Source organism: Thermogymnomonas acidicola JCM 13583 (assembly GCF_001316105.1).
Classification (GTDB): Archaea; Thermoplasmatota; Thermoplasmata; order Thermoplasmatales; family Thermoplasmataceae; genus Thermogymnomonas; species Thermogymnomonas acidicola.
In genome coordinates, this window is the sequence record NZ_BBCP01000012.1 from 1 (window position 1) to 25540 (window position 25540).

Here is a 25540-nt window from a genome sequence, read left to right on the forward strand (position 1 = left end):
CCTCAGCTTGTCATCCATGTTCTTCAACATGTGCCTGAGCTTTAAAGGGTTTTTGCTGGGCCGCAGAGCGGTGGAATCAGTGTCCTGACCGCATTAGTCACTCCTGAAATGCGGGGGGGAGAAATGATCACCCTTTCATCACTTTCGTGATACCGATTCAAAAACCTAATTATGCGGGGCAGCTGATAAGGTGCCATTGATAACTCCGTACCTTGTGCTCTTCGGTGTGGTGCTCGGGGGTGTCCCTCGCCGCGCCTCCGGGCCCTATAAACGCCATGATAATATCTGAGGCCAGGCGCAGCGTCCTCAGGGCTGTACTGATAGGCTTCGGTGCCATGACAGCGGACCTAATATTCCTGATCATCGTCTTCCTCTTCGGCTCTGCCTGGACCTGTCAAGGTACGATCCGTATATCTACACAATAGGTGGGTCGGCGTTCATAGTGCTGGCCTACCTCACACTCAGGAGCGGGGAGACCGAAAGTGGGGGGGTTAGGGGGGGCATCGGATACCTGAAGGGCCTGGGCGTCGGCATCGGCAACCCTGCCCAGATAGGCTGGTGGCTCAGCGCTGGCCTTAGCACTCTTGAAAGGTTCGGGATATTCCCATTCTATTTCCTCTTTGTCGGCACGACGGTCTGGGTCGTCTCCCTCAGCTACCTGATAAGGCTGGGAGAGCTGAGGTACGGTTCAAGGATGCAGATAGCGGTCAAGGTCTTCAGCACGGCCGTTTTCGCCATATTTGGGGGGGCTGTATTCCTCTATCTCGGTGTCTCCTTACTTCTCTCCGGTATGAGGTAGGAGTGAGCTCCGTGCAGAGCGACGGTAAATGGCCACGGACCTAAAGGCCTCTTGAAAAATGCATTGGCGGCACACGGTGTATTCAGGAGACTAGAAGGCTTGGCGCACCATCTTTACCTCGGGTCTCCATGACTTCGTTGGGGGTCTCACTCATACTCCGGGAGGTCGCTGAAGGCCTTGTCCCCCCCATGTTCCCTAACCCATTCGTCCCTGCTGTACTTTCCCAGAGGTCTTACAGGGTCAAAGGCCTTGCTCCCGCATAGGGGGGGGCACTGGAACAGGAGCTCGTTGAACACATGCGGTCTCAGGATATCCGATGCCCTGAAGACGTGCTCGAACTTCCCATGGCAGTGGTTGCACTCCACCTCCCAGACATGTACGTATTTCGCCATCCCAGACCATACCTGTGCCACACATAAAACATTTCCGACTTGTGTTCCTTGGTGGACAGGCCCTTGAATGCCCCCCGCGTATCGGTCTGACAGTTGAGGACAAGTCCGCATGGCCAGAAATGGCCGGAAACAAGGAGAGGGAAGAAAATGGGGGGGGACAGAAAAGTTAGAGGCCGGTGGCCCGGTCAGTGTGCTATGATCTTGTCCGCAAAGGTCAGGTCCGGGTCAACCGGGGGGGTGTAGCCCTCTGCGTCGAGTATCCTCTGCTTTGCGGGAGGTACCTCAAGGTAGTTCGGCACGAACTCGTTGAGCCTCTTCGTGAAAGGCGGTATGGTCCTGTTATCGTAGAATATGCCCGTCGGTATCCTGTCTCCCCCCCACTCGAGGCTCTTCCTGTAAGCCCTCTCGAACTTCGCCTGTGCCTCCGGGTCGTCGGGCGACGCTATCACCGGGTCCCAGCTCTTGTCGTCCTCCAGCTTGTAAACCCTCTTCCTGTACCACTCCATGGTGTTGATGTTGTTGTATGTGGGGCATGGCTGCAGGACATCAATGAGTGCGGAGCCTCGTGATTTATTGCAGTCTTTATTATTTCCTTGAGCTGCTTCATGTCAAACGAGAATCCCCTGGCAACGAAGGAGTACCCTGCGCTCAGGGCCAGAGTAAGCGGGTTGATCTTGCCGAATATGTTCGCCCTCGTGAGCGACTTTGTCTTCTCACCCATCTCCATCGTCGGTGCTGCCTGGCCCTTTGTGAGGCCGTAGACGGCATTGTCGAAGAGTATCACGGTGAGGCCCGTGTTTCTCCTACCTTCCGCCACGAAGTGGCCGGCGCCGATGCCCAGGAGGTCACCGTCGCCACCCATGACCAGGACCTTGAGGTCAGGGTTCGCGAGCTTGACGCCCGTGGCATAGGGTATGGCCCTCCCGTGGAGGGTGTGGACGCCTGCTATGTTCAGGTAGTGTGGCGTCTTTCCGGAGCACCCTATTCCTGAGACAGAGACCACACTCTTAGTCCATGTCCAGTTCCGTCAGTGCCTGGATGACAGAGGTCAGGATACCAAAGTCCCCCCCGCACCCAGGGCACCAGTCAACCGTTATGTCATTCTTGAAGTTATGCACCATTCACAAGCACCTCCTCAACCTTCTCCTCCTTACCAAATATGATCTCCTTCGCCGCCCTGTATATTTCGTCCTCCGTCATGTGCCTTCCGTTGTACTTCAGTATATGCTTCTTTATCTCTATGCCGGTGTTCATCCTTATTACCCTTGCCGCCTGTGCCAGCATGTTGCTCTCCACGTTTATTACGAGCTTTGCCTTTTTGAGCACGCTGGAGACGAACTCGGACGGGAACGGGGAGAACATCTTCAGGTAAAGCAGGTTTGCGGTCACACCGTCATTCTTAAGGTCTTCGATCACATCGAGTATCGGGCCCTTCTGGCTGCCCCCCCATGTGACGAAGGTCACATCCGCACTGGATGGGCCCATGAGCTGGGCCTTGTCCTCCAGGGGTATCTCCCTGTCAGCAGTGACGAGCTTCTGGAACCTCTTCCTCATCATGGCGTCCCTGATCACCGGGTCCTCCGTCACGTGCCCGAGCTCGTCATGTTCGTCCCCCCCGGTCATCCAGAAGATGTCGCGGCCGAATATGCCGAAACCTGAAATGCCTGTGTCCGTGTCCAGGTCGTACCTCTTGAACGGTTCCTTTTCAACCCTCACCGGGGGGCACTATCTTGACCCTCTTCCTGTCTATTTCAGGTATGAGGTCCATGGTGTTTGCCAGGTTCTTGTCGATCATGTGTATCACGGGCATCTGGTACCTCTGCGCATAGTTCAGTGCCTTCATGGCGTCGTATATGCACTCCTCCACATCACCGGAGGAGAAGACGATCCTCGGGAACTCACCGTGGCCAGTGTTAAGCGCGAACAGGAGGTCTGACTGGCCATTCCTCGTCGGCAGACCAGTGCTAGGGCCCCCCCTCTGGTAGAGTGTGACCACAAGGGGGGGCACCTCATCCATGCCAGCGAAGCCAATGCCCTCGGCCATAAGTGAAAAGCCAGGGCCGCTGGTTGCGGTTGCGGACCTCACGCCTGTGAGCGCCGCACCTGACGCCATTGTGACAGCAGATATCTCGTCCTCCGTCTGCACAACGACTACTCCCGCTTCCTTGAGCTTCTCCGTCTCCTTCTGTATCCATTTCAGCGCCTCGTGCTCCTCGAGTATGGTGCTCTCATCGCTTGCTGGAGTTATCGGGTAATATGTCTGGAACCTGAGGCCACCCAGAACCTTGCCTATTGCTGAACCATCGTTGCCTGTGAGCAGGAACCTCTTCCCCACCTTCAGTTCCGGAAGCTCCTTCCCTGCAAGCCCCTTATTCATGCAGAACTCGTAGGCGGCCTGCACTACCGCCACGTTCAGCTTCACGACCTGCTCCTTGTTCGCGAAGACTGCCTTGACACCCTCTATGGTGTGCTCCACCTTCAGGCCCGCAATACCGAGGGTTATGGCGGCACCGAGCGTGTTGAAGTACCTCGATGCAGGGCCCTCCTTAACAGCGGAGTTCACAAGGTCGTCAAAGGGCACACCGATGAGCCTCGCCCCCCCCTGTCCTCCATGAGCTTCAGGGCGCCCTTGACGTTCCTCTCGTATCCCCCCCCTCCTCCAGGGTCTTCCTTATCCTCTCCGCCGTGTCCCTCATTATCATTCTTGCAGAGGCCAGGTCGCTCCTCTCGAAGGAGAGGTCATAGATCACCTTTGTTCCCTGGGAGACGTCCTCTAAGTGCTCGAATATGGTGTCCGCGTCCAGTGCCACCAGGTAGTCCACCGGGTACCTCAGGGACCTGGGCTGTTTCTCCTTGATCCTGAGGTGTATGTAGCTGTGCCTCCCCCCCTTGATGTTGGAGTGATACTCTCTCACCCCCCAAAGACCCCCCCGTAGCCAGAAGATGCAAAAGCCCTGCTTATCATGTTGGCAGAAGTGTCTATTCCTCCCCCCCCTGAGGGCCTCCTACAGCGAGACTTATGTCAAGTTCAGACATTGTTCTCATGATTTCAATGGAATTAAAATAGTTTGTTAAAAATCTAAGAGGGACACAGAAATATTGCTATCCAGCGTGTATCTTTGGGGGTCAGAAGTAGTCTATGGTATTGTATACCGGTATATCACATAGATGCCTGACATGTGAGGGCGAACGGTGTACGCCCCCCCAGGAGACACCCCCCCTTCGGGCTACAAAACAATAATACCATACAAAAAATAGGGGCACTATGTACAGGGTACTGAAACTGTCAGGCGAAAACAGGAAACTGAAGGACGCAATAGTTTCTGATGACATCGTCGGGAGGCAGACGTTGGTGCTGAAGGCAGGGGGGGAGAGCGTTGGGGGGGAAGAGCCCGGATCAGTTATAATCATCGTGGAAGGTGGCAGCGAGGCCCTTGCTGCAGTGGACAGGTTCGTATCCTCCGGCGCTGAGGAGCTGAGGGACGAGGCTGCCCAGAGGGTGTACTCGAAGGTGAAGGAAGAGGAAGACTCCGCAGAAGGTGGCATGGGCTTCATTTTCGGGTGAAATCTCTTGATAGTCGTAACCGGCATGCCCGGGGCCGGAAAGGATGAGTTCATAGCGGTTGCCAGGTCCGTGGGCTTCATGGACGTGCACATGGGGGGGGAGAGTGTCAGGCACTACGCCAGGCTGCGCGGGATACCCTTCACTGACGGCGATATAGGCAGGTTCGCAGCATCGGAGAGAGAGAAGTACGGCATGGACATCTGGGCCAGGCGGACAGCGGAGATGATAAGGGATCCAGAAAGGACGGTGGTGGACGGCGTCAGGAACATGGAAGAGGTCGATGCATTCCGGGAAAGGGACAGGAACCTGATAGTTATAGCGATTTTTGCCAACAGGGAGGAGCGCTTCAGGCGCATACTGGGCAGGCAGAGGCCAGACGATGTCAGGAGCATGGCGGAACTCGTTCTGAGGGACAAGAGGGAACTGAGCTTCGGCATAGGCTCTGTGATAGCTCTGGCCGACGTAATGATAGTGAACGATGGCACGCTGGAGGAGTTCAGGGAGAAGAGCCGGAAGGTCCTCCAGTCCCTCCCAAGGCCGTGACGCCCACACTACTTCCTTATGGCGTACCTTACAATGGCGTCAAAGAATGTTTTTCCAGGGCCATATATTGAGGCCCTCTCCGCCCCGGCCATCTGGAAGCCGTAGTAAGCCCTCTCCGGGTGTGGCATTAGGCCTATCACATTACCTTCCCTGTTTGATATCCCAGCGATGTTCATTGCTGACCCATTGGGGGGGTTCCAGGGATACCCGGCATCGGTCCCGCCCGGGCTGCAGTATGTGAAGAGCACCTGGCCCCCCCCTTCCTGGAGGCGCTCCAGGACCTGTTCCCGAGATGCTGTGAACCTGCCCTCCGCGTGGGCAACTGGTACCTGGAACACCGTGCCCGCTGGCATAAGGTCCCCCCCGATCACCCTGTTCCTTGACATAACTTTGACGTAAGTGTGCCTGCACTCGAACCTGTTCGACCTGTTGAACGACAGTGAAATGACCCTCTCCTCATATCCAAGATCCGGGAGGAGGTTGGCCTCTGCCAGTACCTGGTAGCCGTTGCACACACCGATCACGGGCCTGCCTTCATCCACAAATCTCTTTACTTGGTTCCCGGCAGCCGCCATAAGCCTGCTTGCGAATATGACGCCTGCCCTTATGTAGTCGCCTGCTGAGAAACCCCCGGGTATGAAGAGGATGTCGAAATCTCCTATCCTGACCTTGCCAGTTTCCACCTGTTTCACGTGCACGTACTGCGGAGATGCGCCGCTCCTCAGGAATGAAAGGTACGCCTCCTCCTCGCAGTTAGTACCCTCCATCCTCAGGACTGCGACCTTCGGGCCATCAGGCATTTAAGTTACTGTCCTCCCCCCCTTCTCTCTTTCGCCTTGGGCCTAAGGCCCTTGTAACCGCACTTGCGGCACCTCTCTGCCTTCGGTGGGTTCCTTGCGTTACACCTCATGCATATCATTTTGTTGAGCCTTCTCTCAACGGCTTCAGGAAATGCCATTGCATTCACCCTTGTGAGATTGACCTCACCGGTTCCCGGGTTAATGGCATCTCTTGTTTTAAACCCTTCTCTAGGCCTATATTATGTGCGGTACTATGATCTCCCAGAGGAGCAGGAATAGCACCAGAACGCCGAGGGCATTGGTGACGTTGCCAGCGACCTTCGGCCTCTTGAATGCCCCCAAGCATCCTGTGCCTCCCCGCTATCACTATTGTATCTTTCAGGAACTGGGCACCGTCAAGGATGGACAGTGGCAGCGCGTTTGTAATGCCGAGGAGGAAGTTGATCCAGAACATCCAGTAGAGGACGTTCAGGGCCCCCCCCAGAAGAACGTTGGGTTCACGGGCACCGAAAACATGGATGCAAGGTAGGAGGGCACCGGGGGGGAGAGGCCGGAGAACGGGAGCCCTATGAACTCTATGAACCCGTCCCACGGGGGGGAGGAGAGCATTGCTGTGCCGAACACCTCGGTCTTCATGTCTGCCAGGGGCACGTACCCTATACCTGCATAATCTATCTCCACCCCCCCAATGAAGCTCTCGTTCTTATAGGCGGGTTTATTGGCCAGTGGATCGTACTTCTCGTAGTAGGAATAGACAGAGACCGTCTTTACATCGTAGTACTTTAGCCCGGGGGGGCTGTTGCCGTACGGAACGAAAACGGTTAGGTTCACAGTACTGCCGGGTGGGATTGCATCCAGAACCTGTGCTAGCCCGGTCTCGTTGTATATGACAGCACTGTTGATCTTGACTATTATGGAGTTAGCCGGTACACCGGCACTGGCTGCAGGGAAGCCATCTATGGTGTCGACAATTGCCACCCCCCGCGTAACCCTTCACAGTGTGCACCTCGCCCTTGTAGTAGACCGAGGCGTTGTACTCCCTGCCTGGCATCAAGGTACTGTTGTAAACAAGGTTGCTGAGGGTGCTCCCAGAGTACGGGCCGAACGATATCAGCTCAGAACCAGAAGGCACTGACGGTGCCAGGGCGCCGTCAGAACTTTCCACAACAACGCCAGGGTGGTGCGGTACCGCCGCTGGAGCGAACGCAAAGAGGATCAGGAGGAGGCAGACTATCGCTATGATTATGTTGGTGCCGGGCCCGCTGGCGTAGATCCTCCTCCTAACGACAGGCTCAGCGTTCTGTAGTTCCTCTTCCTTTGGTTCCACAAACGCCCCTACGGGCACTATGAAGAAGAGACCGCCCACCGATTTGACCTCAAGCTTGTGGCCCTCAGACACGATGCCGTGCATTATTTCATGTACAAATACTCCAACCATGAGTGCAACGATCCCGTAAGAAATGGGTATGACGGGGGGGTTTATGCCAGGGAGTGCCAGTATGAGGCTCAGTGACGGTGCCTGGGAAGGCCTTATGAAAGAGGCAAGGTATGCCCCGTACGCGAGGAAGCCTATGGCGAAGAAGAACGAGAGCAGGACAATCACCACAGAGACCTTCGAATAGGTCCTCCACGGAAAATGGTTGCTGATCGCCTTCAGGATGCCCCTCCTCTTTATTGCCTTAACCATGAGTGCTGGGCCCAAGAGGTCTAGGTGCTTGCTCTCCCTTATCCTGGGGGGGCCAGGTAGAGGATCAGCATGATCCAGAACATTATGACTATCAGTGCTATTTCGAGTCCGCTGATCATTACGTACCACAAAAGAGAAAAGGCATTTATAACATTTGAGCAGTTGCCCATTCTCATCTTTTTCGACAGATAACGGAACTGAGTCTTAACGAAAGACAGAATTTGCATACACCTGTGCGTAAATGACGTATTGAGGAATTAAAATAATAAGCTATGTGACGTATAGAACGTTGAATCATGTCAACATTTTTATACTATATGATTGATATGTAATGTATGAAGGTAACAATTTCGCACATAAAAGCGGATATAGGGAGCCTGCCCGGTCACTCAACGGTATTCAAGCCTGTCGTGGACGAAGTCGAGGGCTATGTGAAGGAGCACGGGAGCAGCTTGTTGAAGTCCTACTATATCTCTCACGTCGGTGATGACATTCAAATAACTATGATTCACACACGGGGGGGACGGATGACGAGGAGGTCCACAGGCTAGCCTGGGAAGCCTTCAAGGCGGGCACCGTTGTTGCCAAGAAGTATGGCCTGTACGGGGCGGGCCAGGACCTGCTGAAGGACTCTTTCTCAGGGAACGTGAAGGGCATGGGCCCTGGAGTTGCGGAGATGGAGATAAATGCGAGACCCTCAGAGCCTTTCATTGTCTTCATGATGGATAAGACCGAGCCCGGTGCCTTCAACCTGCCCATCTTCAGGATGTTTGGAGACCCGTTCAACACACCTGGCCTTGTGATCGACCCGAACATGCACGAGGGTTTCATTTTCGAGATATGGGACATAATAGAGGGAAAGAAGATCAAGCTGGCTACGCCGGAGAACACCTATGACATCCTGGGGCTGATAGGTTCGAAGAGCAGGTATGTGATAAAGAGGGTATACACCAAGAAGACCCATGAGAAGCTGCCGGACGAGAACGTTGCTGTCATTTCCACAGACAAACTCTCCCTCATAGCCGGGGGGGAATATGTTGGTAAGGACGACCCTGCTGGCGTCGTGAGGATACAGTCCGGTCTACCGGCTGCCGGCGAGGTTCTCGAGGCCTTTGCGCACCCCCCCTACCTTGTATCAGGGTGGATGCGCGGCTCATTCAACGGCCCACTGATGCCTGTGGGCATGAAGGATGCGAAGATGACCAGATTTGACGGCCCGCCGAGGGTTGTGGCCCTGGGTTTTGTCTACAAGGACGGTGCACTAAGTGGGCCCGTGGATATGTTCGATGACCCCCCCGCATTCGATGGTGCAAGGAGGACCGCAGTCGAGATTGCTGACTACCTGCGGAGGATGGGCCCATTCGAGCCACACAGGCTGCCTGAGGATGACATGGAGTATACATCGCTTCCGAGGGTGCTCGAAAGGCATAAGTCCAAGTTCGAGCCAATAGAAGATACGCCCAAGGGCAAGAAGGTGAAGGTAGCCACCACAGACGTGGACTGAAGTTCAGGTCCACACCAACATTTTCCATATCCTGAACCTGAATATATTTGATCGTTCACAGATAGGAAGTTCCGGGGACGGTGGTGCGATATATTTAAATACAATTTGTTAAGAAAGGAACGGCCATGTTCTATGGAATCAACAAAATAGGCTTCCGCCTGCGTCTCGCTAAAAAATTTTAAATACAGTCTTTCAATACTAACCCTATGACACACGGTGCCAGAATGGTCACCATGTTTCTCATTATTTCAGTGGTCATAGGGATTGCAGCCACATTCATTCTGTACCACCTCTTCGGTATATTCTTTGGAGGTGATCCGGGACAGCAGGTAGCAGTATTCGCTGCACCCTTCATGGGCACTGGCATCGCCTGTGGTGCTGTTACTCTGATGCTCCTGTACTATCCAGTGGTCAAGAAGGGGGGGTCAAGGTCACTGACGTGGGGAGGATTTCAGATGAACGATAAACTGAAAAAGGAACTGATGTGGGCCATTGCGGTTGTTGTGGTTCTTGTCGGCTCCGCTACTGTTAACTACGTCTACGTAGTTGGCCACGAGTATGATATCGCGAGGCCGGCGAATAGCCCAATACCGCCTAACTCAACGGTTATCCAGGTCATAGGGGGGGCACAGTGGTCATGGACATTTGTCTATCCAAATGGCACAAAGAGTGTTGATGCACTGACACTGCAGGTCAATCACACCTACACCCTGATGGTAAGTTCTCAAGACGTCATACACGACCTACTGATCCCGCAGATGGGAGTACAGGTTTACGCGGTACCCGGCCACAACAACACGGTATCCTTTGAACCAACGAAGGTCGGTACGTACTACTTCGAGTGTGTTGAATACTGTGGGGGGGAGGATCACTATTTGATGCGTGGATTCCTGACGGTGGTGAGCTGATGGGTCAACTCGTAACTCTGCTCAGTGCGGTAATATCTCTATCCGTGGTTGGGGGGGTTCTCCTCTTCTACCTCTACTACTACGTTAACACAAAGAAAATCGCGCTCGAAGAGGAAGCCACTAGGGCGGGATATGAAGATATAGGTACTTATGGAAGGGATAAGAACCTTGGAAACTGAGGGCACTCGATGGATCCATATTCTTCTTTGACGACTCAAAGAGCATAGGCCTTAGGTTCCTGATAACAAGCCTCCTGTTCATGTTCATAGCAGGGGGGGCCTTCGGAGTTATAATGAGGGTCTCACTTGTCTACTACAACCCGATTATAACGCCGCCGATAATATACAACATACTGACAACAGAGCACGCAACCCTCATGATCTACATGTTCGCGCTTGGTTCAGCAACCGGTCTCTCCTTTTACCTCGTTCCAACCATGCTCAAAATCAAGAGAGACAACATGGGCCCATGGTCTTCAGCTGCTTACTGGATCTGGCTGCTTGGCGGCGTCTTCATACTTATCTCGAGAACTTCCACCAGGTGGTACTTCTATCCGCCGCTCGCCTTGCAGCTGGCTCCGTACGGTGCAGGGCCCGATAACTGGCTGGCTGTCATAGGCCTAGAGCTTATATTCGTGGGCATATCCATAGCATCCGCAGTACTACTCAAGATAATATTCCTAGACAGGTCGGAGAGTGTGCCCCTGAGCAGGATGCCTGTATTTGTCTGGGGGGGAGTGGTGTTCACCGTCATAATGATTCTCTCCTCTGCGCCCCCCCGCTAATGGTGGGTCTGGGCATGCTTTTCTACGATTTCTTCAACCCAATATTCTTCACCGCTTCCACGCACTCAGTCCTGCTCTTCGCAGTGCTCTTCTGGTTCTGGGGGGCACCCGATAGTTTACATCGCTGTGATTCCCTTCTTCGGCCTCTTCTATGAGGTCATTTCCAGATTCACAGATGCCAAGGTTTACAGCTACACTTCAGCAGTTTTCGCCCTTGGGCTCCTCATGGTTCTGAGCGAGCTAGTCTGGGGCCACCACCTCTTTAACTCAGGCCTTGGCATAACGTGGGACCTCTTCTTCAGCACCACATCTTTCCTTGTGGTTATTCCTTCGGCGCTCACGGTCTTCAACTGGATCGCAACACTCTGGACTGCTAATCGCATAAGGCTCACGACACCTATGCTCTTCGTCATAAACGGAATAATGGACTTCGTCATCGGCGGCATAACAGGCGTGATGCAGTCTAACGTAGGAGTTAACGAGATAGTGCACGGCACCTACTGGGTCACAGGCCACTTCCACTTCATATTCATCGGTGTCACGATGGGTGGCACCTTTGCGGCTTTCTACATCCTCTTCCCGACACTCTCGGCCGGGAGGGTGTACGATGAGAGGCTCGCCAGGTGGCACTTCTACCTCACCGCAATAGGCTCTTTCCTGATGTCCATATCATGGACAATCGGTGGCTTCCTGGGTATGCCGAGGTACGTTGCGGGTTACTTCCCGTTCTTCATGCCATTCCAGGACGGTGCAGTTACAGGCGGAGTAATCATTGGCATCGGCCAGCTGATCTTCCTCTACAACATAGCGAAGAGCTGGGTCAAGCAGCCCACGACAGATATTTCAAATGCCTTGGAATCTAGAATTGAGTTGCCGAGCCCAGAGGCAGGAGGAGGTGAGTGATTTGGCAAAGCCAGGTTTGGTGTTTGCAGTAACCGTTGTGGTTGTTGTAGCCCTGGCCATATCGTTCATAGCCACAGCCCCCTCAGGCCGGCGGCAGGCCTTTCAATCCAAACGACTACAAGTACACGGTGGACGTTACGATCTGGGCAGACGCTGCGGGTTGGAACTACAACCACGGTGTGGTAAACCCCCCCACACTGTACTTTAAGCCAGGCACAAAGGTTGTGTTCACTGTGATCGAGGAGGACGGCCTTCCGCACACACTGACAATTAACCCTGGCAAGACAGAGAACAGGGGGGGTAATGCCTACACCGTGCTTTCAATAGCACAGATCACACAGACAATAGGCCATAAGTCAACGGGTATATACGTGTTTGACAAGACGGGTTACTACACCTACTGGTGCACAGTGCACCCGACAACCATGGTGGCACTGATAGTGATAACGGACAACCCACCATACATAGGCCTCCCACCAAGCAACAACACAACGAGCTCAAGTGTGGTGACGGACTATTCAATAGTGAACTCTTCCAATTCAATTAACTGTGGGTGCTCCTACACACAGGACATGATTACCTCAGACATTGTCCACCTCGTATCCAGACATAGACCGGTGATTTCATTTGAAGGCTAGGGAATTCCTCGGTATTTTTAAGGTTGAGATAACAGTCCTTATAGATATTGTTGCGGTCTCGGCCTTCCTTAGCGTCCCTGGCAGCACACTTAGGCTTGCCCTCCTCGCACCGCTCCTAGTTTCAGGGTCCCTGGCCTCATTCTCTTCTGCCCTCTTCAACAATATCTACGACCAGGATATCGACGGGAGGATGAAGAGGACAGAGTACAGGACTAAACTGATCAACTGGAAAACAAGGAACCTCTACATCGCTGTGGCAACCCTTATGATTGCCCTCTCCATGGCTATCTCACAGATATACCTGAATACTCTGACATCGCTCTTCATATTCGGTGGGTTCCTGAGCTACTTTGTGCTCTATACCGTGATCCTGAAGAGGCGGACAATATGGAATATAGTAATAGGTGGCATTGCAGGCAGCTTCCCGGCTCTTGCAGGCTGGTCCTCCTTAACCGGGTCAGTGTCCTCAACAAGTCTGTTCCTGGCCTTCCTGGTCTTCCTCTGGACACCATCGCACTTCTGGTCCCTGGCATCGAGCAGGGTTGAGGACTACATCCAAGCGGATGTACCTATGCTGCCGGTGGTCAAGGGGGGGGTTAAGGCAAGCACTAGGTGGATATTCACCAACACGGTCGTCCTGGTTGCATACACACTCATCCCGTTCTTCGTGCATATGGACCTGGGCCGGGCCTATTTCCCAATAGCAATAGCCTCTGATGTGGCGTTCCTCTACCTAACGGGCAGGTTGCTTGTTTCCAGCGATACGCCGTCCCTGAAGAGGGCATTCCACTTTTCCAACCTGTACCTACTGCTGATCCTCGTTTCGGTGTGGCTGGTGGCTGTCGGGTGGTAGATTGAGGACACACACCCTGACAGACCTCCTAATATCCTATGCTTCCCTGGCGGCCTTTCTTGCCTTCGGTACACTGGAGAGGATCGTGATAATATATCCTGACGTAACACTGCAGTTCTACATATCGCTGGCAGTCGCCATCACTCTTCTCTCCTGGCCAGCCTGGAAGCGGTACAGCAGGATCTCTTCCTATTTCGCAGGACTGTCAATGTCCATGTTCATACTTCTGGCCTCGGCCTCTGTGCTCTATCCCCCCCAGCTCATGGTCTTCCCAGTGGTGGGCTTTGCAATCAACGTGAGGGAGTACCTGAAGGACGTACACGGCGTTTACGAGAGGGCCAGGCCGTTTGCCTTCATGGCCATTTACTCCTTCATGTACCTGATAGGTGGTGTAGTCCGCCTGACATACAGCCCTGCAGATATTGGTGTCTCCCTGGCATCCATATACGACGATGTATCTCCTAAAGGTGTCACCGCCTTCTACCAGTGGGGAGTTGTCCTGTTCACCAGGCGGTACACACTCACATCCAGCTTGCAGACCTTCATTCTGTTCACCTTCCTCTCCGCTGTGCTCACGGACAACTACCTCTCGATAATATCGTACCTGAGGGGGCTCCAGGCTCTACGGCATAGGTGGGACTTTCTCCAGTTTCGCATCTGCACTGAGCTGCCAGTGTGAGAGCATAGTGGCCTCCTTTCCCAGCCTGGTCGTCCTGCTTATAAGCGTATTCGTGTTCCCACTGATCATTGAAAGCGCGGCCTTCGTGTCAGCCACGAACTACCTCATCACCTCCAGGTACTCCATGGGTATCGATGTCTTCTCCGGCAGGCTCAGGTTCACGGGCATGAGGAGGTATACGCTGGTCTCAGGGATCCTCCTTGTCCTCTGCATGGCCGCCATTTCCATCGGGGTATCACTTGGTCTCCAGAGAAGCGTCTATTTCTTCTTCGGTTCGGACATGTCACTGTTTGCGCTCTCCCTCCTGTTCTTTGTGAACGGCATGAAGGGCTTCAGGGTGCGGATGGGCAGGGGAACAACATACACGCTTGCGGTCGCTGCCGCCATCTTGATGATCCTGTGGTTTGTTCCACCATTCACTTACAATGCGTACACGTCGCCCGTGTACTTCAGCCTCATGGGTATCAGTGCCTTCCTCTCAGCATTTCTGACCTCCCTGAGTTACCTCTCGCTGGATGAGCAGGCAAGGCACGTATACATGGAGTTTGTCGCCATGATGTTCAGCATGGTCGCACTGGTCGTATTTTACGTGACAGTTGTAGGAGGTAGGGTCGTGTGGGGGGGTGTTCCCGGACGTCCAGCAGGTCGAGTTCTCACTGTACCTGTGGGCACTGACGATTCCCGTAATGTGGCTTGCCACAAACTTCGTCCTGTCCAGGTATTCAAGGGGGGGTCCTGGAGTTGCCAGGCAGCAGGTTGCGTGATCCGCTCATCTTCGCCTCCACAGAGGCTGTGCAGGTCTCGCTCTTCTACCTGCTACTCGGCAGGCCCAGCGAGCTAACGTACCTACTTTACCTGCTCATAACGCCGCTCTTCTTCGTCCTGTGCTTCATCTACGTGAGGGATGTGAGGGAAAACCTCAGGGGAGCCTTCCTGAACAACTGGATATGGTTGCTCGTGGCTGTCATAATCGTGTTCGTATTTGCCTACATAGCGGACAGGCAGCCGGTCTCCTTCATCTTCTCCACCGCATACTATCCGGTGCTGATAGAGGACCTGACTTCCGTTACATCTTTCCTGTGTACCTAGGCAGGAGGGTGGGCATGGGCAGGGCAATCGTGATACAGTCCATAGTGTACACAGTCTTCTACCTCAGCGCTGTGGTGATGCAGCCAGGGGCCTATCCGGGTGCCTATTCAGTGCTCTTCGTCCTCGACATGTTCGCGACCGGCATCTTCTACGGAGGCCTCTACTACCTGAAGAGGAACCCGTACCCCGCAATATGCGCGCACCTGGCCCTGTACCTTATGATACCATTTGTGCCTGCCTCGGGTGGCTGGTTCCCCTATGTGGTCGTGCCGATGTGACCTTCACGCAGCAGGGCCCTGAGTGCGTCCGGAACCCTGGCCTTCTGGCCATTCTCCCTGTAAACCAGGACTGCCCTGGCCCTTGCACACACCTCCGTTCCGTCCCTGTAAAGCGTGTGGCGGAAGGTGAGACTCGTGTTCCCGATGGTTTCCAGCTCTGTCTCCAGTGTTATCCTGTCCCCCCCGAGGTGCACCGGCCTGATATAGTCAACCTCCATGTGCGCCACCACGAAGCTGTGCCTATCGCTCTCATGGGGGGGAAAACCCGCACTTTCCAGGAACATGATCCTCCCCCCCATTTCGAAGTAGTTCTGGTAGACGGAGTTGTTCACGTGGCCCAGGGTATCGAGGTCAGAGTACCTGACCTGTATCTCCATGACCGACTTCCTCGAGGACACGGGTCAGGAAATTGTTCACGTGAGTAAAAATCTGCTCCATGGCCTTTCCCGAGAGTCCATTCGTGTATGCTATCTCTGACCCCCCCTCTATGAGGTCGTGGAACCTCTGGCACTTCACAGTCTCGCTCACTGTACTATGCCTACCGCACAGGATCAGTGCCGGCGACCTGACCAGGTAGAGCCTCCTGAAAAGTGGCTCAGGTCCCCCCCTGGGCTCCAGCATAATGAGGATCGAGCCGTCGGAAATCGCCCTCTCCACCTCGGACTGGCACTGCTCACCCTGGCACATGCGCACTTTACCTGTGAGCTTTGGGTGCTGCTCAACAGCCCTCATGACGCTCCTCATGGCCTCTTCGCCGGACTGCTCCACACAAACCAGAATGGTCTGCTGCTCTTAACGTTAGCTCATCCTAGTGCAAAAACATATATGAATTAGGGATAGAGGTGGGTGGTGCTCGGTTTGGAAGGTCTTGAGAGCAACTGCGGATGGTCAACCGATTCGCTCTTCCCACAGGCATACTTCACACCTCTGGTGAGGCTGCAGGATGGCCTTCATGTGAAGATGGAGAACTGCCTGCCAGGCAACAACGCCGTGTCGAGGGCGCTGCAGGCCATATACGAGAAAAGGGAAAGGAGGGGGGGTGAGGCCAGGAGCGGAATGAGTGTCAGGGCCGATATACATGAGGATGAGGTACTCTCATTCCTCTCCTTCTGCTTCTGGCACGGCTTAAGGCCGGTCATCGCACCGGAAATGCATGTGCCAGGGGGGGGCCTGGAGGGCGCGGTGATGCGTGGCAGGGATGCGGAACTGTTCCTTGACCTCAACGGAGATGAGGAGGGTGCAAGGGCTTATTACAGGTACACCGGCGTGGAGCTGTGGTCCCAGGCTGGTGGGGGGGAAATAACGGACATCGTTGTGCCCGTGAGGGATGGCAGGATCATATCTGGCCTCGGGGGGGCCTTCTTCCGGGAGAGGAACGAGAACATAAGGATCGTTGCGGTCCTCCAGGGGGGGGAGAGGACGGAGGAGCGCTTCGGTGGCATAAGGAGGCATGTGGAGAGCCTCCCTCCGGCTCTGAACCCGTCCGTGATTGACAGGTCATTCACCGTGTCTCCGCAGGATGCGGAGAGAAGCAGGGTGGACCTGTTCAAGTCAAGGGGGGGCCTGATTTCAGGCCCCAGGGGGGGGCAGCTGCGGTGCACGTGGCGAAGATGATACTCAGGGAGGACCCATCTGCATCAGTAATTGCTGTCGTGCCTGACTACCTGTGCCCGGTGTAGGGGGGGAGTGGAAATGAAGGACAAGGCCTCCTCGCTTGACTTCTATGCTTTCCTGCACGCCAACAGGGAAGCCCTGGCCGGCTCGTTCATCAAGAAGGTCTACCAGGTATCCCCCCCGGACAGCTTCCTGTTCCAGCTCCATTCCCCCCCGGTCTCCTCCAGGCTCATGCTCTTCATAGCGCTTAGAAAGGGGGGGATATTCCTGAAGGATGTGGAGAGGCCGGAAGAGCCAACATCACTGGCGATGATGCTGCGCAAGATGCTCGGTGACAGGAAGATACTGGAGGTGCAGCAGGTTAACTTCGACAGGGTCATGCGCTTCTCCCTGTCGGGAAACGGTGAGGTGGTATTCGAGATGTTCAGGGAGGGGAACCTCATCGTGGTACAGGACGGCAGGATAGAGTATGCCCTCAACCCCCCCAGGGAGTGGAGGAACAGGAAGATACTCCGCGGTGAGCCATATGTGCCACCTTCGCTATCGGACCCATCTGCCTTTGGCGCACAGGAGATTTCTTCCATGCTTGCATCCAGCAGTGCAAGCCTCGTGCAGACCGTAGCCACCAGGATGAACCTCGGTGGAGAGTTCGCAGAGGAGCTGATACACAGGATAGCGCTGACAAGTCGGCGCCTGCGGCCCAGAGCCTTGGCCTTTCGGAATCCATTCTAAGGGGGCTTCAGGGACCTACTCGATGAAGCATCGAGGGGCAGGGCATACCTCTACTCCGGCGAGGGCATACTATCCCCCTGTCCTCCTGAGCCACCTGGGAAGGGAGCCAGACCGGGTATATGAGGACCTGAACCTGGCATACTCCGAGTTCCTTGACACCACATCCGTAGCGGATGAGGAATCGCCCCTCAGGAGGCGTATCGAGTCCCAGAGAAGGAGCATAGAGGAGTTCAGGAAGAGGGAAGAGGAGTTCAGGAGACTTGGCTCCGTGGCCATGTCCCACCTGAAGGATCTCGATGCGATAATCAGGCACCTGAGGGAAGGCGATCTCGTCGAAGCGGGGGGGCAGTGCAGGGCGGTATCCCTTGACAAGGCCAGCAGGACTGCTGTTGTCTCCTGCGAGGGAATGGAATTCAGTGTGGATATCCGGAAGAGCGCAGGTGAGAACGCAAGCGCGCTCTTCGGCCAGGCCAAGGAGATGAAGCAGAAGGCAGAGGGGGGGGCAGCAAAGGCGCTTGAGGAGACGCTGAGGCTCGAGGAGGCATCGAGGAAGCGCGAGAACCGGCCCAGGAGGCAGCAGAAGTACTGGTTCGAGGCATACAGGTGGTTCTTCACCTCTGAGGGCTTCCTTGTTGTGGCGGGCAGGGATGCCAGGAGCAATGAGAAACTGGTGAAGAAACACATGACCGACAGGGACCTCTACGTGCATGCGGACCTGTACGGCGCGCCTAGCACCCTGATAAAGGTTGAGGGTGACAAGCAGCCGGGCGAGGCGACAATAAGGGAGGCCTGCGCCTTTGCTGTCTCGTTCTCCAGGGCCTGGCCAGCGGGCGTAAGCTCAGGTTCTGCATACTGGGTTTACCCGCAGCAGGTCAGCAAGACCCCCGAATCCGGTGAGTATGTGGCGACAGGCTCATGGATAGTGAGGGGGGGTAAGCGTAACTACCTCTTCGACCTGCCGCTGGACCTGGACATAGGGATGTACAGTTACCGCGGCGAGGAACTGGTGATGGCATTCCCTCACAGGGAGAAGTGGGAAGGGAAGAGGGTCAGAATCGTGCCCGGCGATGTGAGGAGAAAGGAGGTGGTCGCAAGGGTATCGGAGTTCCTCGGGGTGGACAGAGACGAGGTCGAGAGGGTACTCCCACCGGGGGGGAGCTCGAGGATCCTCTCCATGGAGGGGGCTGCAAAGGAATCAGAGGAGCCTGCCCTTTAGTTCCTCTATTACGGACACGTCTCTCGGGTCCACCTTCCTCTCATGTGCAACCCTGAGGCTTAGGAGGTCACCGTAGTAGATGAGCTCGAATAGCCTGGAGACCCTGTCCACTGAGATTGCCTCTATCCTCTGGAACCTCGATCCTGTTACCTGTTCAGTGACTTCTATCCTCTTCCCTATCCTCGGGTCCTCGGGGGGGCCAGAAAACGAGGAACTTGAACTCTTCCTTCCTGTAAGTGCCCTTCAGCGGGACAGTGTCATTGTGGTTCAGCTCCGGGAAGTAGTTGCTGTAGGCCATTATCTTGGCATTCTCGTTGAACTGAGTCTTCCACCTGTACGCCACGGCCCTGAATGGGAGAAGCCGTATATGACCGGGATCAGCCTTCCAGACACGATCTCTTTGGCCAGGCCACCGATCTCTTCCTGCCTGCCCTCCACGGACCTCATGGCCTCGACCACACGCTCCTTCCTGAACTCCCTGCCGATGAATGTCTCCAGTACTGGTGTGAGCATGTAGCCCAGGGCTGCCCTAGGTTGCAGGCCACCAGGCACCTTCACCACCTTCCTCACCATACTGGACAGCCTGCCCCCCGGAGGTTATAGCCACGACATCCATCCCACGCTCCAGGGCCATCTGGGTGACGCTTATGGTCTCCTCCGTGTTTCCCGAGTAGCTTATGGATATCAGGAGGTCTTCCTTGCCAACGTACTCCGGCAGGCTGTAGTCGTCCACCAGCACCACTGGCACGCTCAGGAACTCAGAGGCTATCCTGCCGACCACTCCGGAGCCACCCATGCCAGAGAATACAATGTGCCTGTATCCGCGTTCCAGCTCAAACGGTGCTGAGGAGAGCACCTGCGCGGGCAGGCTCATGACCTCGTCCGTGTAGTCCATGGCTGGGTAATGACAGATACCTAATTTTAGTTCCGCTCCACAGGGGGGGAGGAGAAAGACACAGGCGAGAAAAAAAATCAGAAGGGCCTAATCACAACAGCAAAACCAAAGGCGGCGGTAACAACGGACGCAACTATTATGGCCAGTTCTATTTTCCTCTCAGTGCTCATCGCCACGATATTTCCTGGATGAATATATTTTTTCTACCGGCAAAAGTGAACTAAATGACACACGGAAACGCAAAACGTCCTGCAGAGTGGAACGGTGCGGATCTATGCTTCTCCCCCCCTCACTGTTCAACTGCAGTGGAGGCAAGCATCATGCCGAAGTAGTGGGCCACGTACCCGTAGATGTAGTGGATGCGAAGCCCCCAGTTCCTTGAGGAGGCCATGGAGCACAAGGAGCTCCCAGTAGCTGTCGGGCTTTGCCCCCCCCTGCACGGTCTCCTCATCTATGTCAAGGAGATGGGCCAGGTCCCCCCCTGAAATGAAGGCCCTCCTGACAGCCTCCTCATAAATGCTGGCCTCCGGTGAGTATCCATAGGGACCATCTGCCGCATGGGTGTGGGCCTGGTCGGCAGAGAAGATAACAGAGTACGCGCCGTCAGCCCCCATCAAGCAACCTCCCCCCCATGTTCTGCCCGAACATGACCAGGCTCTCCCTCGGAAGGTCCCTGGCCTGGGTCAGCACGACTATTTTCCTTGCAGGCATGAAACGTAGGGGTATCATAGAGCCGAAGTCGAGCGGGAATATGCTCTTCTCCCCCCCCTCTCGGTCATGAATGTGATGGAGCATGCGTCCGGCAGGCCAGATATGGAACGGGCGAGTCCAGTGTCTATCCGCCGGGACATCCGGATCCTCCTCCTGCCCGTTGAATAGGACCCTGTGGCCCTCTCGTTGAGGGATACACCTATCCGTCCTGAGAGGCGGAAGGAGTGGGGTGACATCACCAGGGCGGTACCTGCGCTGTCCCTGGCGAGAACCCTAGCCACATGTGAGCTCATGGCCCTGGCGTTCGCGTCAGGGAGGTCGATGAGCTCGTCGCCATGCGGTACGACATGAACGGCGCTTATCACGGCACCTGCAGGCTGGGCTGGCATAAATTGTTTTTGCATACCCATCAGGATACGGCAGGTTGGGGGATCGCAGTGCTTATAAGCTGAGCGGCGTTACCCATTCCGGGGTTTTCGATAAAGAAAATCCTTATATGCGAAAGAAATGTAGAAAAGGACATCAGGTGAAAGTTTATGGCACAGCAGAAACCACACATAAATCTGGTCACGATAGGCACGTGGACCACGGCAAGTCGACACTGGTAGGTCGCCTGCTCTACGAGCACGGAGAGATACCGGCGCACATAATTGAGGAGTACAGGAAGCAGGCAGAGGAGAAGGGTAAGGCGACGTTCGAGTTCGCGTGGGTCATGGACAGGTACAAGGAGGAGAGGGAGAGAGGCGTTACCATTGACCTGGCGCACAGGAAGTTCGAGACAGACAAGTACTACTTCACAATCATCGATGCCCCCTGGCCACAGGGACTTCGTCAAGAACATGATCACAGGTGCAAGCCAGGCAGACGCTGCAGTCCTGGTTGTGTCCGCAAGGGACGGCGAGGGAGTGATGGCACAGACCAGGGAGCACGCATTCCTTGCCAAGACACTTGGCGTGCAGCAGCTCATTGCCGTGGTCAATAAGATGGACGCCACGCAGCCGCCGTACAGCCAGAAGAGGTTCGAGGAGGTAAAGCAGCAGATCGAGAAGCTGCTCACACCCATCGGGTACAGGAATGTGCCCATCATCCCGATAAGCGGTTACAAGGGAGACAACATAACGAAGCCCTCGGAGAACCTGAAGTGGTGGAACGGGCCAACGCTCCTCCAGGCCCTGGACAACCTGAAGGTGCCGGAGAAGCCCATAGACAAGCCGCTCAGGCTTCCGGTCCAGGACGTCTACTCGATCACCGGCATAGGCACTGTGCCAGTGGGCAGGGTGGAGACCGGCGTGCTCAAGGTGGGCGACAAGGTCGTTTTCCAGCCTGCGGACAAGCAGGGCGAGGTCAAGTCCATTGAGATGCACCACGAGCCTCTGCAGCAGGCCGAGCCAGGTGACAACGTCGGTTTCAACGTCAGGGGGGGCATAGCCAAGAACGACATAAAGAGGGGGGGCGATGTCTGCGGCCACGTCACATCGCCGCCCACAGTAGTGAGGGCGTTCACGGCCCAGATAGTGGTGCTCAACCACCCGAGCGCGATAGCAGTTGGCTACAAGCCGGTGTTCCACGTGCACACAGCGCAGGTGGCCTGCAGGTTCGAGCAGATAATTAAGACAGTGAACCCCAAGGACGGCACCACGCTGAAGGAGAACCCGGACTACATAAAGACCGGGGACATAGCCGTGGTCAAGATCGTCCCGGACAGGCCCTTCGTCATAGAGAAGGTGTCGGACATCCCGCAGCTCGGGAGGTTCGCCATCAGGGACATGGGCCAGACGGTTGCCGCTGGCCAGTGCATAGACGTAGAAGCCAAGTAAGGGTGATCCTGTGGTCTCATACAAGGCAAGGATATCACTGAGCGGCACCGAACACAAGGTAGTGGACATGGTCTGCAACGAGATAAAGGGCATAGCCAACAGGACCGGTGTGGAGATACACGGTCCTGTCCCACTCCCCCACAAAGCGCCTTGTGGTGCCGGTGAGGAAGAGCCCGGACGGCGAGGGCTCCGGCACCTGGGACAGGTGGGAGATGAGGATACACAAGAGGCTCATCGACGTCGATGCAGACGAGAGGACACTGAGGCAGCTCATGAGGGTGCCCATCCCTGACGGCGTCCAGATCGAGATCCAGATAAGGAGCTGAATTTTTTCAAAAACACCCCAATGGAATTTTCAATTCTGCCGGGCTGAAACGGATACACTTCTCACCCTTCATCGTTTTCCTGAGGGACACATACCCGGCGCATTCCATCCTCAAGCTTTGGCACAGAGCTTCTCTGTGATCCTTTCCCCTGAATTCATGGCCATTGATCCAACCGTGCCAAGGCTTTCACCTGGCCATGGGTGGGACTCCTCCGTGCGGGCAGCCGGATCGTGGCTCCAAGGGTTGAACCGTTCTCCCAGGTGTGAGTGTGAGGGCCACTGTGGTATGCAGTACCTGTCCAGCGGAACATCCAGTTCAGGCCGCCAATCTCATTGGGGGGGACGGTTGTGTGCCTGGTCATGCTCGGGCGGATCTGGGGGGGGCAGGAGGCGCCACTGGGCCGGTGCCATGGGAAAGGGCATTAGCCCCAATCGCCCCCCTCCACGGGGCATTCACATTATTGTGTATGTGTGCGGAATCCAATGCACTTTCAGAGACTGAGGGCAACTCTGCACTATTAATATAAGGGTAACAGATATGGGTCTGTAACCTTCAAGGGTGTACTTATGGGTAGAAAGGAGGACAACATCCAGAAAGCGCAGTCACTGATTGAAAACCCTGAGAGGATCAGGAACATGGGCATTGCTGCCCACATTGACCATGGCAAGACCACGTTAAGTGACAACCTTATTGCCGGGGGGGCAGGCATGATGAGTGAGGACCTGGCCGGAAAGCAGCTGATGCTTGACTATGATGAGCAGGAACAGGCCAGGGGGGGCATCACGATCAATGCGGCCGTGGCATCCATGGTCCATGAGTTTGAGGGCAACTCATACCTGATTAACCTGATCGACACGCCCGGGCATGTGGACTTCGGCGGCGACGTGACCAGGGCCATGAGGGCCGTGGACGGGGGGGTCATAATCGTTGTGGACTCTGTGGAGGGCGTTATGCCACAGACAGAGACCGTGATAAGGCAGGCTCTCAAGGAGAAGGTCAAGCCGGTACTGTTCATAAACAAGGTGGACAGGCTCATCAACGAGCTGAAGCTCAACGCCGACGAGATGCAGAGGCGCTTCGCGAAGATCATCACTGACGTGAACAGGCTACTTGCCAAGTACTCCCCCCCACCGGAGTTCAAGCAGGCATGGCAGGTCAACGTGCAAGAGGGAAAGGTGGCATTCGGCTCTGCTTCAACAACTGGGCAACATCCGTTCCTGCCATGAACAGGACGAAGATAACGTTCAAGGAGATATATGAGTACGTGAGGGACGGGAGGCAGAAGGAACTGGCCAAGAAGACACCACTGCACCAGACAGTCCTCAACATGGTCATAAGGCACCTGCCGAACCCAAGGGAGGCACAGAAGTACAGGATACCGCAGATCTGGAAGGGGGGGACATTGATTCGGAGATAGGCAAGGCAATGCTGAACTGCGACCACGATGGCCCTGTCAGCATGATGATAACGAAGATGATCATCGACCCACACGCGGGCGAGATCGCTGTGGGACGGGTCTTCAGCGGCAGGCTGCGCAAGGGGAGCGAGCTCTACGTATCCACGGCTGGGTCACAGAAGAGCAAGGTCCAGGTGCTCTCAATGATGGTGGGGCCGGACAGGATACCGGTGGAGGAGATCGCTGCTGGAAACATAGCCGCAATAGTCGGCCTGAAGAATGCACAGGCAGGTGCCACGGTATCGTCAGTGCAGATGGAGCCGTTCGAGCCCATGGTGCACTACAGCGAGCCCGTCGTCACGCTCGCCATAGAGGCAAAGCACACAGCGGACCTGCCGAAGCTTATCGATGTGCTGAGGAACATATCCAAGGCTGACCCATCAATACAGGTGGATATCAACCAGGAGACGGGCGAGCACCTCATTTCGGGAATGGGTGAGCTTCACCTGGAGGTCACGCTGTACAGGATAAGGAACGACTACAAGGTGGACGTCCAGACCTCCGAGCCGATAGTCGTGTACAGGGAAACAGTGGACCACAGGGGGGGCGGCCCGTTCGAGGGGGGGAAGTCCCCCCCGAACAAGCACAATAGGTTCTACTTCGTGGTTGAGCCCCTCGAACAGGGTGTCATAGACCTCATAAAGGACAACAAGATACCACAGGGTTCGAAGTTCAAGGACAAGAAGAGCATAGTGGACTTGCTGCAGCAGGCGGGCATGGACAGGGAGCAGGCCAGGGGCCTGGTTGCGGTTGAGGGCATGAACGTCCTGGTCGATGTTACGAAGGGTATTCAGTACCTTGACGAGACCATGGAGCTGCTCATCGAGGCCTTCACGGAGGTCATGAGGAGGGGGGCCGCTGGCCAACGAGAGGGTGTACGGTGTGAAGTGCTTGCTCGTTGATGCGAAGCTGCACGAGGACAGCATACACAGGGGGGGCCCGGCACAGGTGATCCCTGCAGGCAGGAACTCCATATACGGTGCAATGTGCCAGGCGAAGAGGGTGCTCCTGGAGCCCATACAGAAGGTCTTCATCAACTGCCCCATGGAAGTCATGGGGGCGGTCACCAACGAGATACAGCAGAGGAGGGGGGGCGTGGTGGAAGAAATGAACCAGGAGGGAGATGAGATGGTCATAGTGGCCAGGGTGCCTGTCGCAGGGATGTTCGGCTTCGCCTCCGCCATCAGGGGGGGTGCCACCGGAGGCAAAGTGCTGTGGAGCTCCGAGAACTACGGGTACCAGAGGGTGCCGCCCGAGCTTCAGGACGAGGTGGTAGCCAAGATAAGGACCAGGAAGGGCCTGAAGCCGGAACCATACGATGAAGAGTATTACGCACAGCTCTGACCACACC

The 25540-nt window shown here is 55.5% G+C and carries 27 protein-coding genes and 7 pseudogenes; 21 read left to right on the forward strand and 13 right to left on the reverse strand.

The window, feature by feature from the left end:
- Positions 1–239: 239 nt before the first annotated feature.
- Positions 240–425, forward strand: coding sequence for a hypothetical protein (locus JCM13583_RS13130; protein WP_162509770.1), 186 nt, complete (start codon positions 240–242; stop codon positions 423–425).
- A 17-nt stretch (positions 426–442) separates the two neighbouring features.
- Positions 443–799 carry a hypothetical protein gene (locus JCM13583_RS13135; protein ID WP_162509771.1) on the forward strand — a complete coding sequence of 119 codons (357 nt, stop codon included), beginning with the start codon at positions 443–445 and terminating at the stop codon, positions 797–799.
- Between the two features lie 146 nt (positions 800–945).
- On the opposite strand, the gene JCM13583_RS09900 is transcribed toward JCM13583_RS13135, so the two are convergent.
- The 3 genes and pseudogenes from JCM13583_RS09900 to JCM13583_RS09910 form a co-directional block, all read right to left on the reverse strand.
- A complete protein-coding gene (locus JCM13583_RS09900) occupies positions 946–1191 on the reverse strand; it encodes a hypothetical protein (protein ID WP_075057567.1) in 246 nt (81 codons plus the stop codon).
- 185 nt (positions 1192–1376) lie between these two features.
- A pseudogene (locus JCM13583_RS09905) lies at positions 1377–2312 on the reverse strand (2-oxoacid:ferredoxin oxidoreductase subunit beta).
- A pseudogene (locus tag JCM13583_RS09910) lies at positions 2302–4227 on the reverse strand (2-oxoacid:acceptor oxidoreductase subunit alpha). Before JCM13583_RS09910 ends, JCM13583_RS09905 begins: the two co-directional pseudogenes overlap by 11 nt.
- A 229-nt stretch (positions 4228–4456) precedes the next feature.
- Here JCM13583_RS09910 and JCM13583_RS09915 point away from each other — a divergent pair.
- Together JCM13583_RS09915 and fliE are read left to right on the forward strand one after the other, a co-directional pair.
- The gene (locus tag JCM13583_RS09915; protein ID WP_075057568.1) at positions 4457–4756 is read left to right on the forward strand and encodes a hypothetical protein; all 300 of its coding nucleotides are present in this window, start codon (positions 4457–4459) and stop codon (positions 4754–4756) included.
- Positions 4757–4762: 6 nt separating this feature from the next.
- Positions 4763–5299, forward strand: coding sequence for a flagellar hook-basal body complex protein FliE (gene fliE, locus JCM13583_RS09920; protein ID WP_075057569.1), 537 nt, complete (start codon positions 4763–4765; stop codon positions 5297–5299).
- 8 nt (positions 5300–5307) lie between these two features.
- Here fliE and purQ read toward each other — a convergent pair whose 3' ends face one another.
- The 5 genes from purQ to JCM13583_RS09945 are packed head-to-tail and all read right to left on the reverse strand — an operon-like array spanning position 5308 to position 7786.
- A complete protein-coding gene (gene purQ, locus JCM13583_RS09925; RefSeq protein WP_075057570.1) occupies positions 5308–6099 on the reverse strand; it encodes a phosphoribosylformylglycinamidine synthase subunit PurQ in 792 nt (263 codons plus the stop codon).
- 5 nt (positions 6100–6104) lie between these two features.
- Complete coding sequence (locus tag JCM13583_RS09930) at positions 6105–6257, reverse strand: 50S ribosomal protein L40e (protein ID WP_075057571.1); 153 nt, start codon at positions 6255–6257, stop codon at positions 6105–6107.
- A gap of 5 nt (positions 6258–6262) precedes the next feature.
- Positions 6263–6553 carry a hypothetical protein gene (locus JCM13583_RS09935; RefSeq protein WP_075057572.1) on the reverse strand — a complete coding sequence of 97 codons (291 nt, stop codon included), beginning with the start codon at positions 6551–6553 and terminating at the stop codon, positions 6263–6265.
- A gap of 14 nt (positions 6554–6567) precedes the next feature.
- Positions 6568–7077 (reverse strand): PDZ domain-containing protein, encoded by a 510-nt coding sequence (locus tag JCM13583_RS09940; RefSeq protein WP_075057573.1) that lies wholly within the window; start codon positions 7075–7077, stop codon positions 6568–6570.
- A complete protein-coding gene (locus JCM13583_RS09945) occupies positions 7019–7786 on the reverse strand; it encodes a site-2 protease family protein (protein ID WP_162509772.1) in 768 nt (255 codons plus the stop codon). The genes JCM13583_RS09940 and JCM13583_RS09945 overlap by 59 nt, the downstream gene beginning before the upstream one ends.
- Before the next feature lie 335 nt (positions 7787–8121).
- Here JCM13583_RS09945 and JCM13583_RS09955 point away from each other — a divergent pair.
- The 11 genes and pseudogenes from JCM13583_RS09955 to JCM13583_RS10005 all read left to right on the forward strand — a co-directional run bounded on the left by JCM13583_RS09955 (position 8122) and on the right by JCM13583_RS10005 (position 15422).
- Positions 8122–9290 (forward strand): annotated as a pseudogene (locus JCM13583_RS09955) (fructose 1,6-bisphosphatase).
- 206 nt (positions 9291–9496) lie between these two features.
- Positions 9497–10198 carry a cytochrome c oxidase subunit II gene (locus JCM13583_RS09960; RefSeq protein ID WP_162509773.1) on the forward strand — a complete coding sequence of 234 codons (702 nt, stop codon included), beginning with the start codon at positions 9497–9499 and terminating at the stop codon, positions 10196–10198.
- Positions 10199–10457: 259 nt separating this feature from the next.
- Positions 10458–10982, forward strand: a complete 525-nt coding sequence (locus JCM13583_RS09970) for a cbb3-type cytochrome c oxidase subunit I (protein WP_075057578.1) — start codon at positions 10458–10460, stop codon at positions 10980–10982.
- Between the two features lie 14 nt (positions 10983–10996).
- On the forward strand, positions 10997–11137 hold the full coding sequence (locus tag JCM13583_RS14220; protein ID WP_171823583.1) for a hypothetical protein: 141 nt from the start codon (positions 10997–10999) through the stop codon (positions 11135–11137).
- Positions 11109–11885 (forward strand): cbb3-type cytochrome c oxidase subunit I, encoded by a 777-nt coding sequence (locus JCM13583_RS09975; protein ID WP_075057579.1) that lies wholly within the window; start codon positions 11109–11111, stop codon positions 11883–11885. Before JCM13583_RS14220 ends, JCM13583_RS09975 begins: the two co-directional genes overlap by 29 nt.
- Positions 11886–12013: 128 nt before the next feature.
- Entirely contained in the window at positions 12014–12523 is a 510-nt protein-coding gene (locus JCM13583_RS09980) for a hypothetical protein (protein ID WP_075057580.1), read from the forward strand.
- Positions 12513–13376, forward strand: a complete 864-nt coding sequence (cyoE, locus tag JCM13583_RS09985) for a heme o synthase (protein ID WP_075057581.1) — start codon at positions 12513–12515, stop codon at positions 13374–13376. The genes JCM13583_RS09980 and cyoE overlap by 11 nt, the downstream gene beginning before the upstream one ends.
- Position 13377: 1 nt before the next feature.
- The gene (locus JCM13583_RS09990) at positions 13378–14055 is read left to right on the forward strand and encodes a hypothetical protein (RefSeq protein WP_075057582.1); all 678 of its coding nucleotides are present in this window, start codon (positions 13378–13380) and stop codon (positions 14053–14055) included.
- Positions 14056–14062: 7 nt separating this feature from the next.
- Positions 14063–14896: a hypothetical protein gene (locus JCM13583_RS09995; protein ID WP_075057583.1), complete on the forward strand. Its 834-nt coding sequence runs from the start codon at positions 14063–14065 to the stop codon at positions 14894–14896.
- On the forward strand, positions 14848–15144 hold the full coding sequence (locus tag JCM13583_RS10000) for a hypothetical protein (protein WP_075057584.1): 297 nt from the start codon (positions 14848–14850) through the stop codon (positions 15142–15144). The genes JCM13583_RS09995 and JCM13583_RS10000 overlap by 49 nt, the downstream gene beginning before the upstream one ends.
- Positions 15145–15152: 8 nt before the next feature.
- Positions 15153–15422: a hypothetical protein gene (locus JCM13583_RS10005; RefSeq protein WP_162509775.1), complete on the forward strand. Its 270-nt coding sequence runs from the start codon at positions 15153–15155 to the stop codon at positions 15420–15422.
- On the opposite strand, the gene JCM13583_RS10010 is transcribed toward JCM13583_RS10005, so the two are convergent.
- Both JCM13583_RS10010 and JCM13583_RS10015 read right to left on the reverse strand, forming a co-directional pair.
- Complete coding sequence (locus JCM13583_RS10010) at positions 15401–15820, reverse strand: acyl-CoA thioesterase (RefSeq protein WP_171823584.1); 420 nt, start codon at positions 15818–15820, stop codon at positions 15401–15403. The two genes, JCM13583_RS10005 and JCM13583_RS10010, sit on opposite strands and share 22 nt — an antisense overlap.
- Positions 15774–16190: a hypothetical protein gene (locus JCM13583_RS10015; protein ID WP_075057587.1), complete on the reverse strand. Its 417-nt coding sequence runs from the start codon at positions 16188–16190 to the stop codon at positions 15774–15776. The genes JCM13583_RS10010 and JCM13583_RS10015 overlap by 47 nt, the downstream gene beginning before the upstream one ends.
- Positions 16191–16268: 78 nt before the next feature.
- Here JCM13583_RS10015 and JCM13583_RS10020 point away from each other — a divergent pair, with 78 nt between their 5' ends.
- The 3 genes from JCM13583_RS10020 to JCM13583_RS10030 all read left to right on the forward strand — a co-directional run bounded on the left by JCM13583_RS10020 (position 16269) and on the right by JCM13583_RS10030 (position 18984).
- Entirely contained in the window at positions 16269–17036 is a 768-nt protein-coding gene (locus JCM13583_RS10020; protein WP_162509776.1) for a hypothetical protein, read from the forward strand.
- 72 nt (positions 17037–17108) lie between these two features.
- On the forward strand, positions 17109–17768 hold the full coding sequence (locus tag JCM13583_RS10025) for an NFACT family protein (protein ID WP_162509777.1): 660 nt from the start codon (positions 17109–17111) through the stop codon (positions 17766–17768).
- A gap of 22 nt (positions 17769–17790) precedes the next feature.
- Positions 17791–18984, forward strand: coding sequence for an NFACT family protein (locus JCM13583_RS10030; protein ID WP_075057590.1), 1194 nt, complete (start codon positions 17791–17793; stop codon positions 18982–18984).
- Here JCM13583_RS10030 and JCM13583_RS13140 read toward each other — a convergent pair.
- The 3 genes and pseudogenes from JCM13583_RS13140 to JCM13583_RS10060 all read right to left on the reverse strand — a co-directional run bounded on the left by JCM13583_RS13140 (position 18964) and on the right by JCM13583_RS10060 (position 20955).
- A pseudogene (locus JCM13583_RS13140) lies at positions 18964–19879 on the reverse strand (bifunctional phosphoglucose/phosphomannose isomerase). The gene JCM13583_RS10030 and the pseudogene JCM13583_RS13140 sit on opposite strands and share 21 nt — an antisense overlap.
- Positions 19880–20175: 296 nt before the next feature.
- Positions 20176–20493 carry a hypothetical protein gene (locus tag JCM13583_RS10055; protein WP_075057594.1) on the reverse strand — a complete coding sequence of 106 codons (318 nt, stop codon included), beginning with the start codon at positions 20491–20493 and terminating at the stop codon, positions 20176–20178.
- Between the two features lie 111 nt (positions 20494–20604).
- A complete protein-coding gene (locus JCM13583_RS10060; RefSeq protein ID WP_162509778.1) occupies positions 20605–20955 on the reverse strand; it encodes a hypothetical protein in 351 nt (116 codons plus the stop codon).
- Positions 20956–21126: 171 nt separating this feature from the next.
- On the opposite strand from JCM13583_RS10060, the pseudogene tuf reads away from it, so the two are divergent.
- From tuf to JCM13583_RS10075, 3 pseudogenes are all read left to right on the forward strand, one after another.
- Positions 21127–22407, forward strand: a pseudogene (tuf, locus tag JCM13583_RS10065) (translation elongation factor EF-1 subunit alpha).
- A 67-nt stretch (positions 22408–22474) separates the two neighbouring features.
- A pseudogene (locus JCM13583_RS10070) lies at positions 22475–22733 on the forward strand (30S ribosomal protein S10).
- Between the two features lie 566 nt (positions 22734–23299).
- Positions 23300–25533: pseudogene (locus JCM13583_RS10075) on the forward strand (elongation factor EF-2).
- The last annotated feature ends 7 nt before the right edge of the window (positions 25534–25540 follow it).

Bases quoted from the DNA above. Each gene is read 5' to 3' on its own strand.
- purQ (WP_075057570.1), bottom strand. From the start codon at position 6,099: ATGCCTGATGGCCCGAAGGTCGCAGTCCTGAGGATGGAGGGTACTAAC.
- JCM13583_RS09960 (WP_162509773.1), top strand. From the start codon at position 9,497: ATGACACACGGTGCCAGAATGGTCACCATGTTTCTCATTATTTCAGTG.
- JCM13583_RS09930 (WP_075057571.1), bottom strand. From the start codon at position 6,257: ATGGCATTTCCTGAAGCCGTTGAGAGAAGGCTCAACAAAATGATATGC.
- JCM13583_RS10055 (WP_075057594.1), bottom strand. From the start codon at position 20,493: ATGGGGGCTGACGGCGCGTACTCTGTTATCTTCTCTGCCGACCAGGCC.
- JCM13583_RS10030 (WP_075057590.1), top strand. From the start codon at position 17,791: ATGAAGCATCGAGGGGCAGGGCATACCTCTACTCCGGCGAGGGCATAC.
- JCM13583_RS09915 (WP_075057568.1), top strand. From the start codon at position 4,457: ATGTACAGGGTACTGAAACTGTCAGGCGAAAACAGGAAACTGAAGGAC.
- JCM13583_RS14220 (WP_171823583.1), top strand. From the start codon at position 10,997: ATGCTTTTCTACGATTTCTTCAACCCAATATTCTTCACCGCTTCCACG.
- JCM13583_RS09970 (WP_075057578.1), top strand. From the start codon at position 10,458: ATGTTCATAGCAGGGGGGGCCTTCGGAGTTATAATGAGGGTCTCACTT.
- JCM13583_RS09900 (WP_075057567.1), bottom strand. From the start codon at position 1,191: ATGGCGAAATACGTACATGTCTGGGAGGTGGAGTGCAACCACTGCCAT.
- JCM13583_RS09935 (WP_075057572.1), bottom strand. From the start codon at position 6,553: ATGTTCTGGATCAACTTCCTCCTCGGCATTACAAACGCGCTGCCACTG.
- JCM13583_RS09945 (WP_162509772.1), bottom strand. From the start codon at position 7,786: ATGGTTAAGGCAATAAAGAGGAGGGGCATCCTGAAGGCGATCAGCAAC.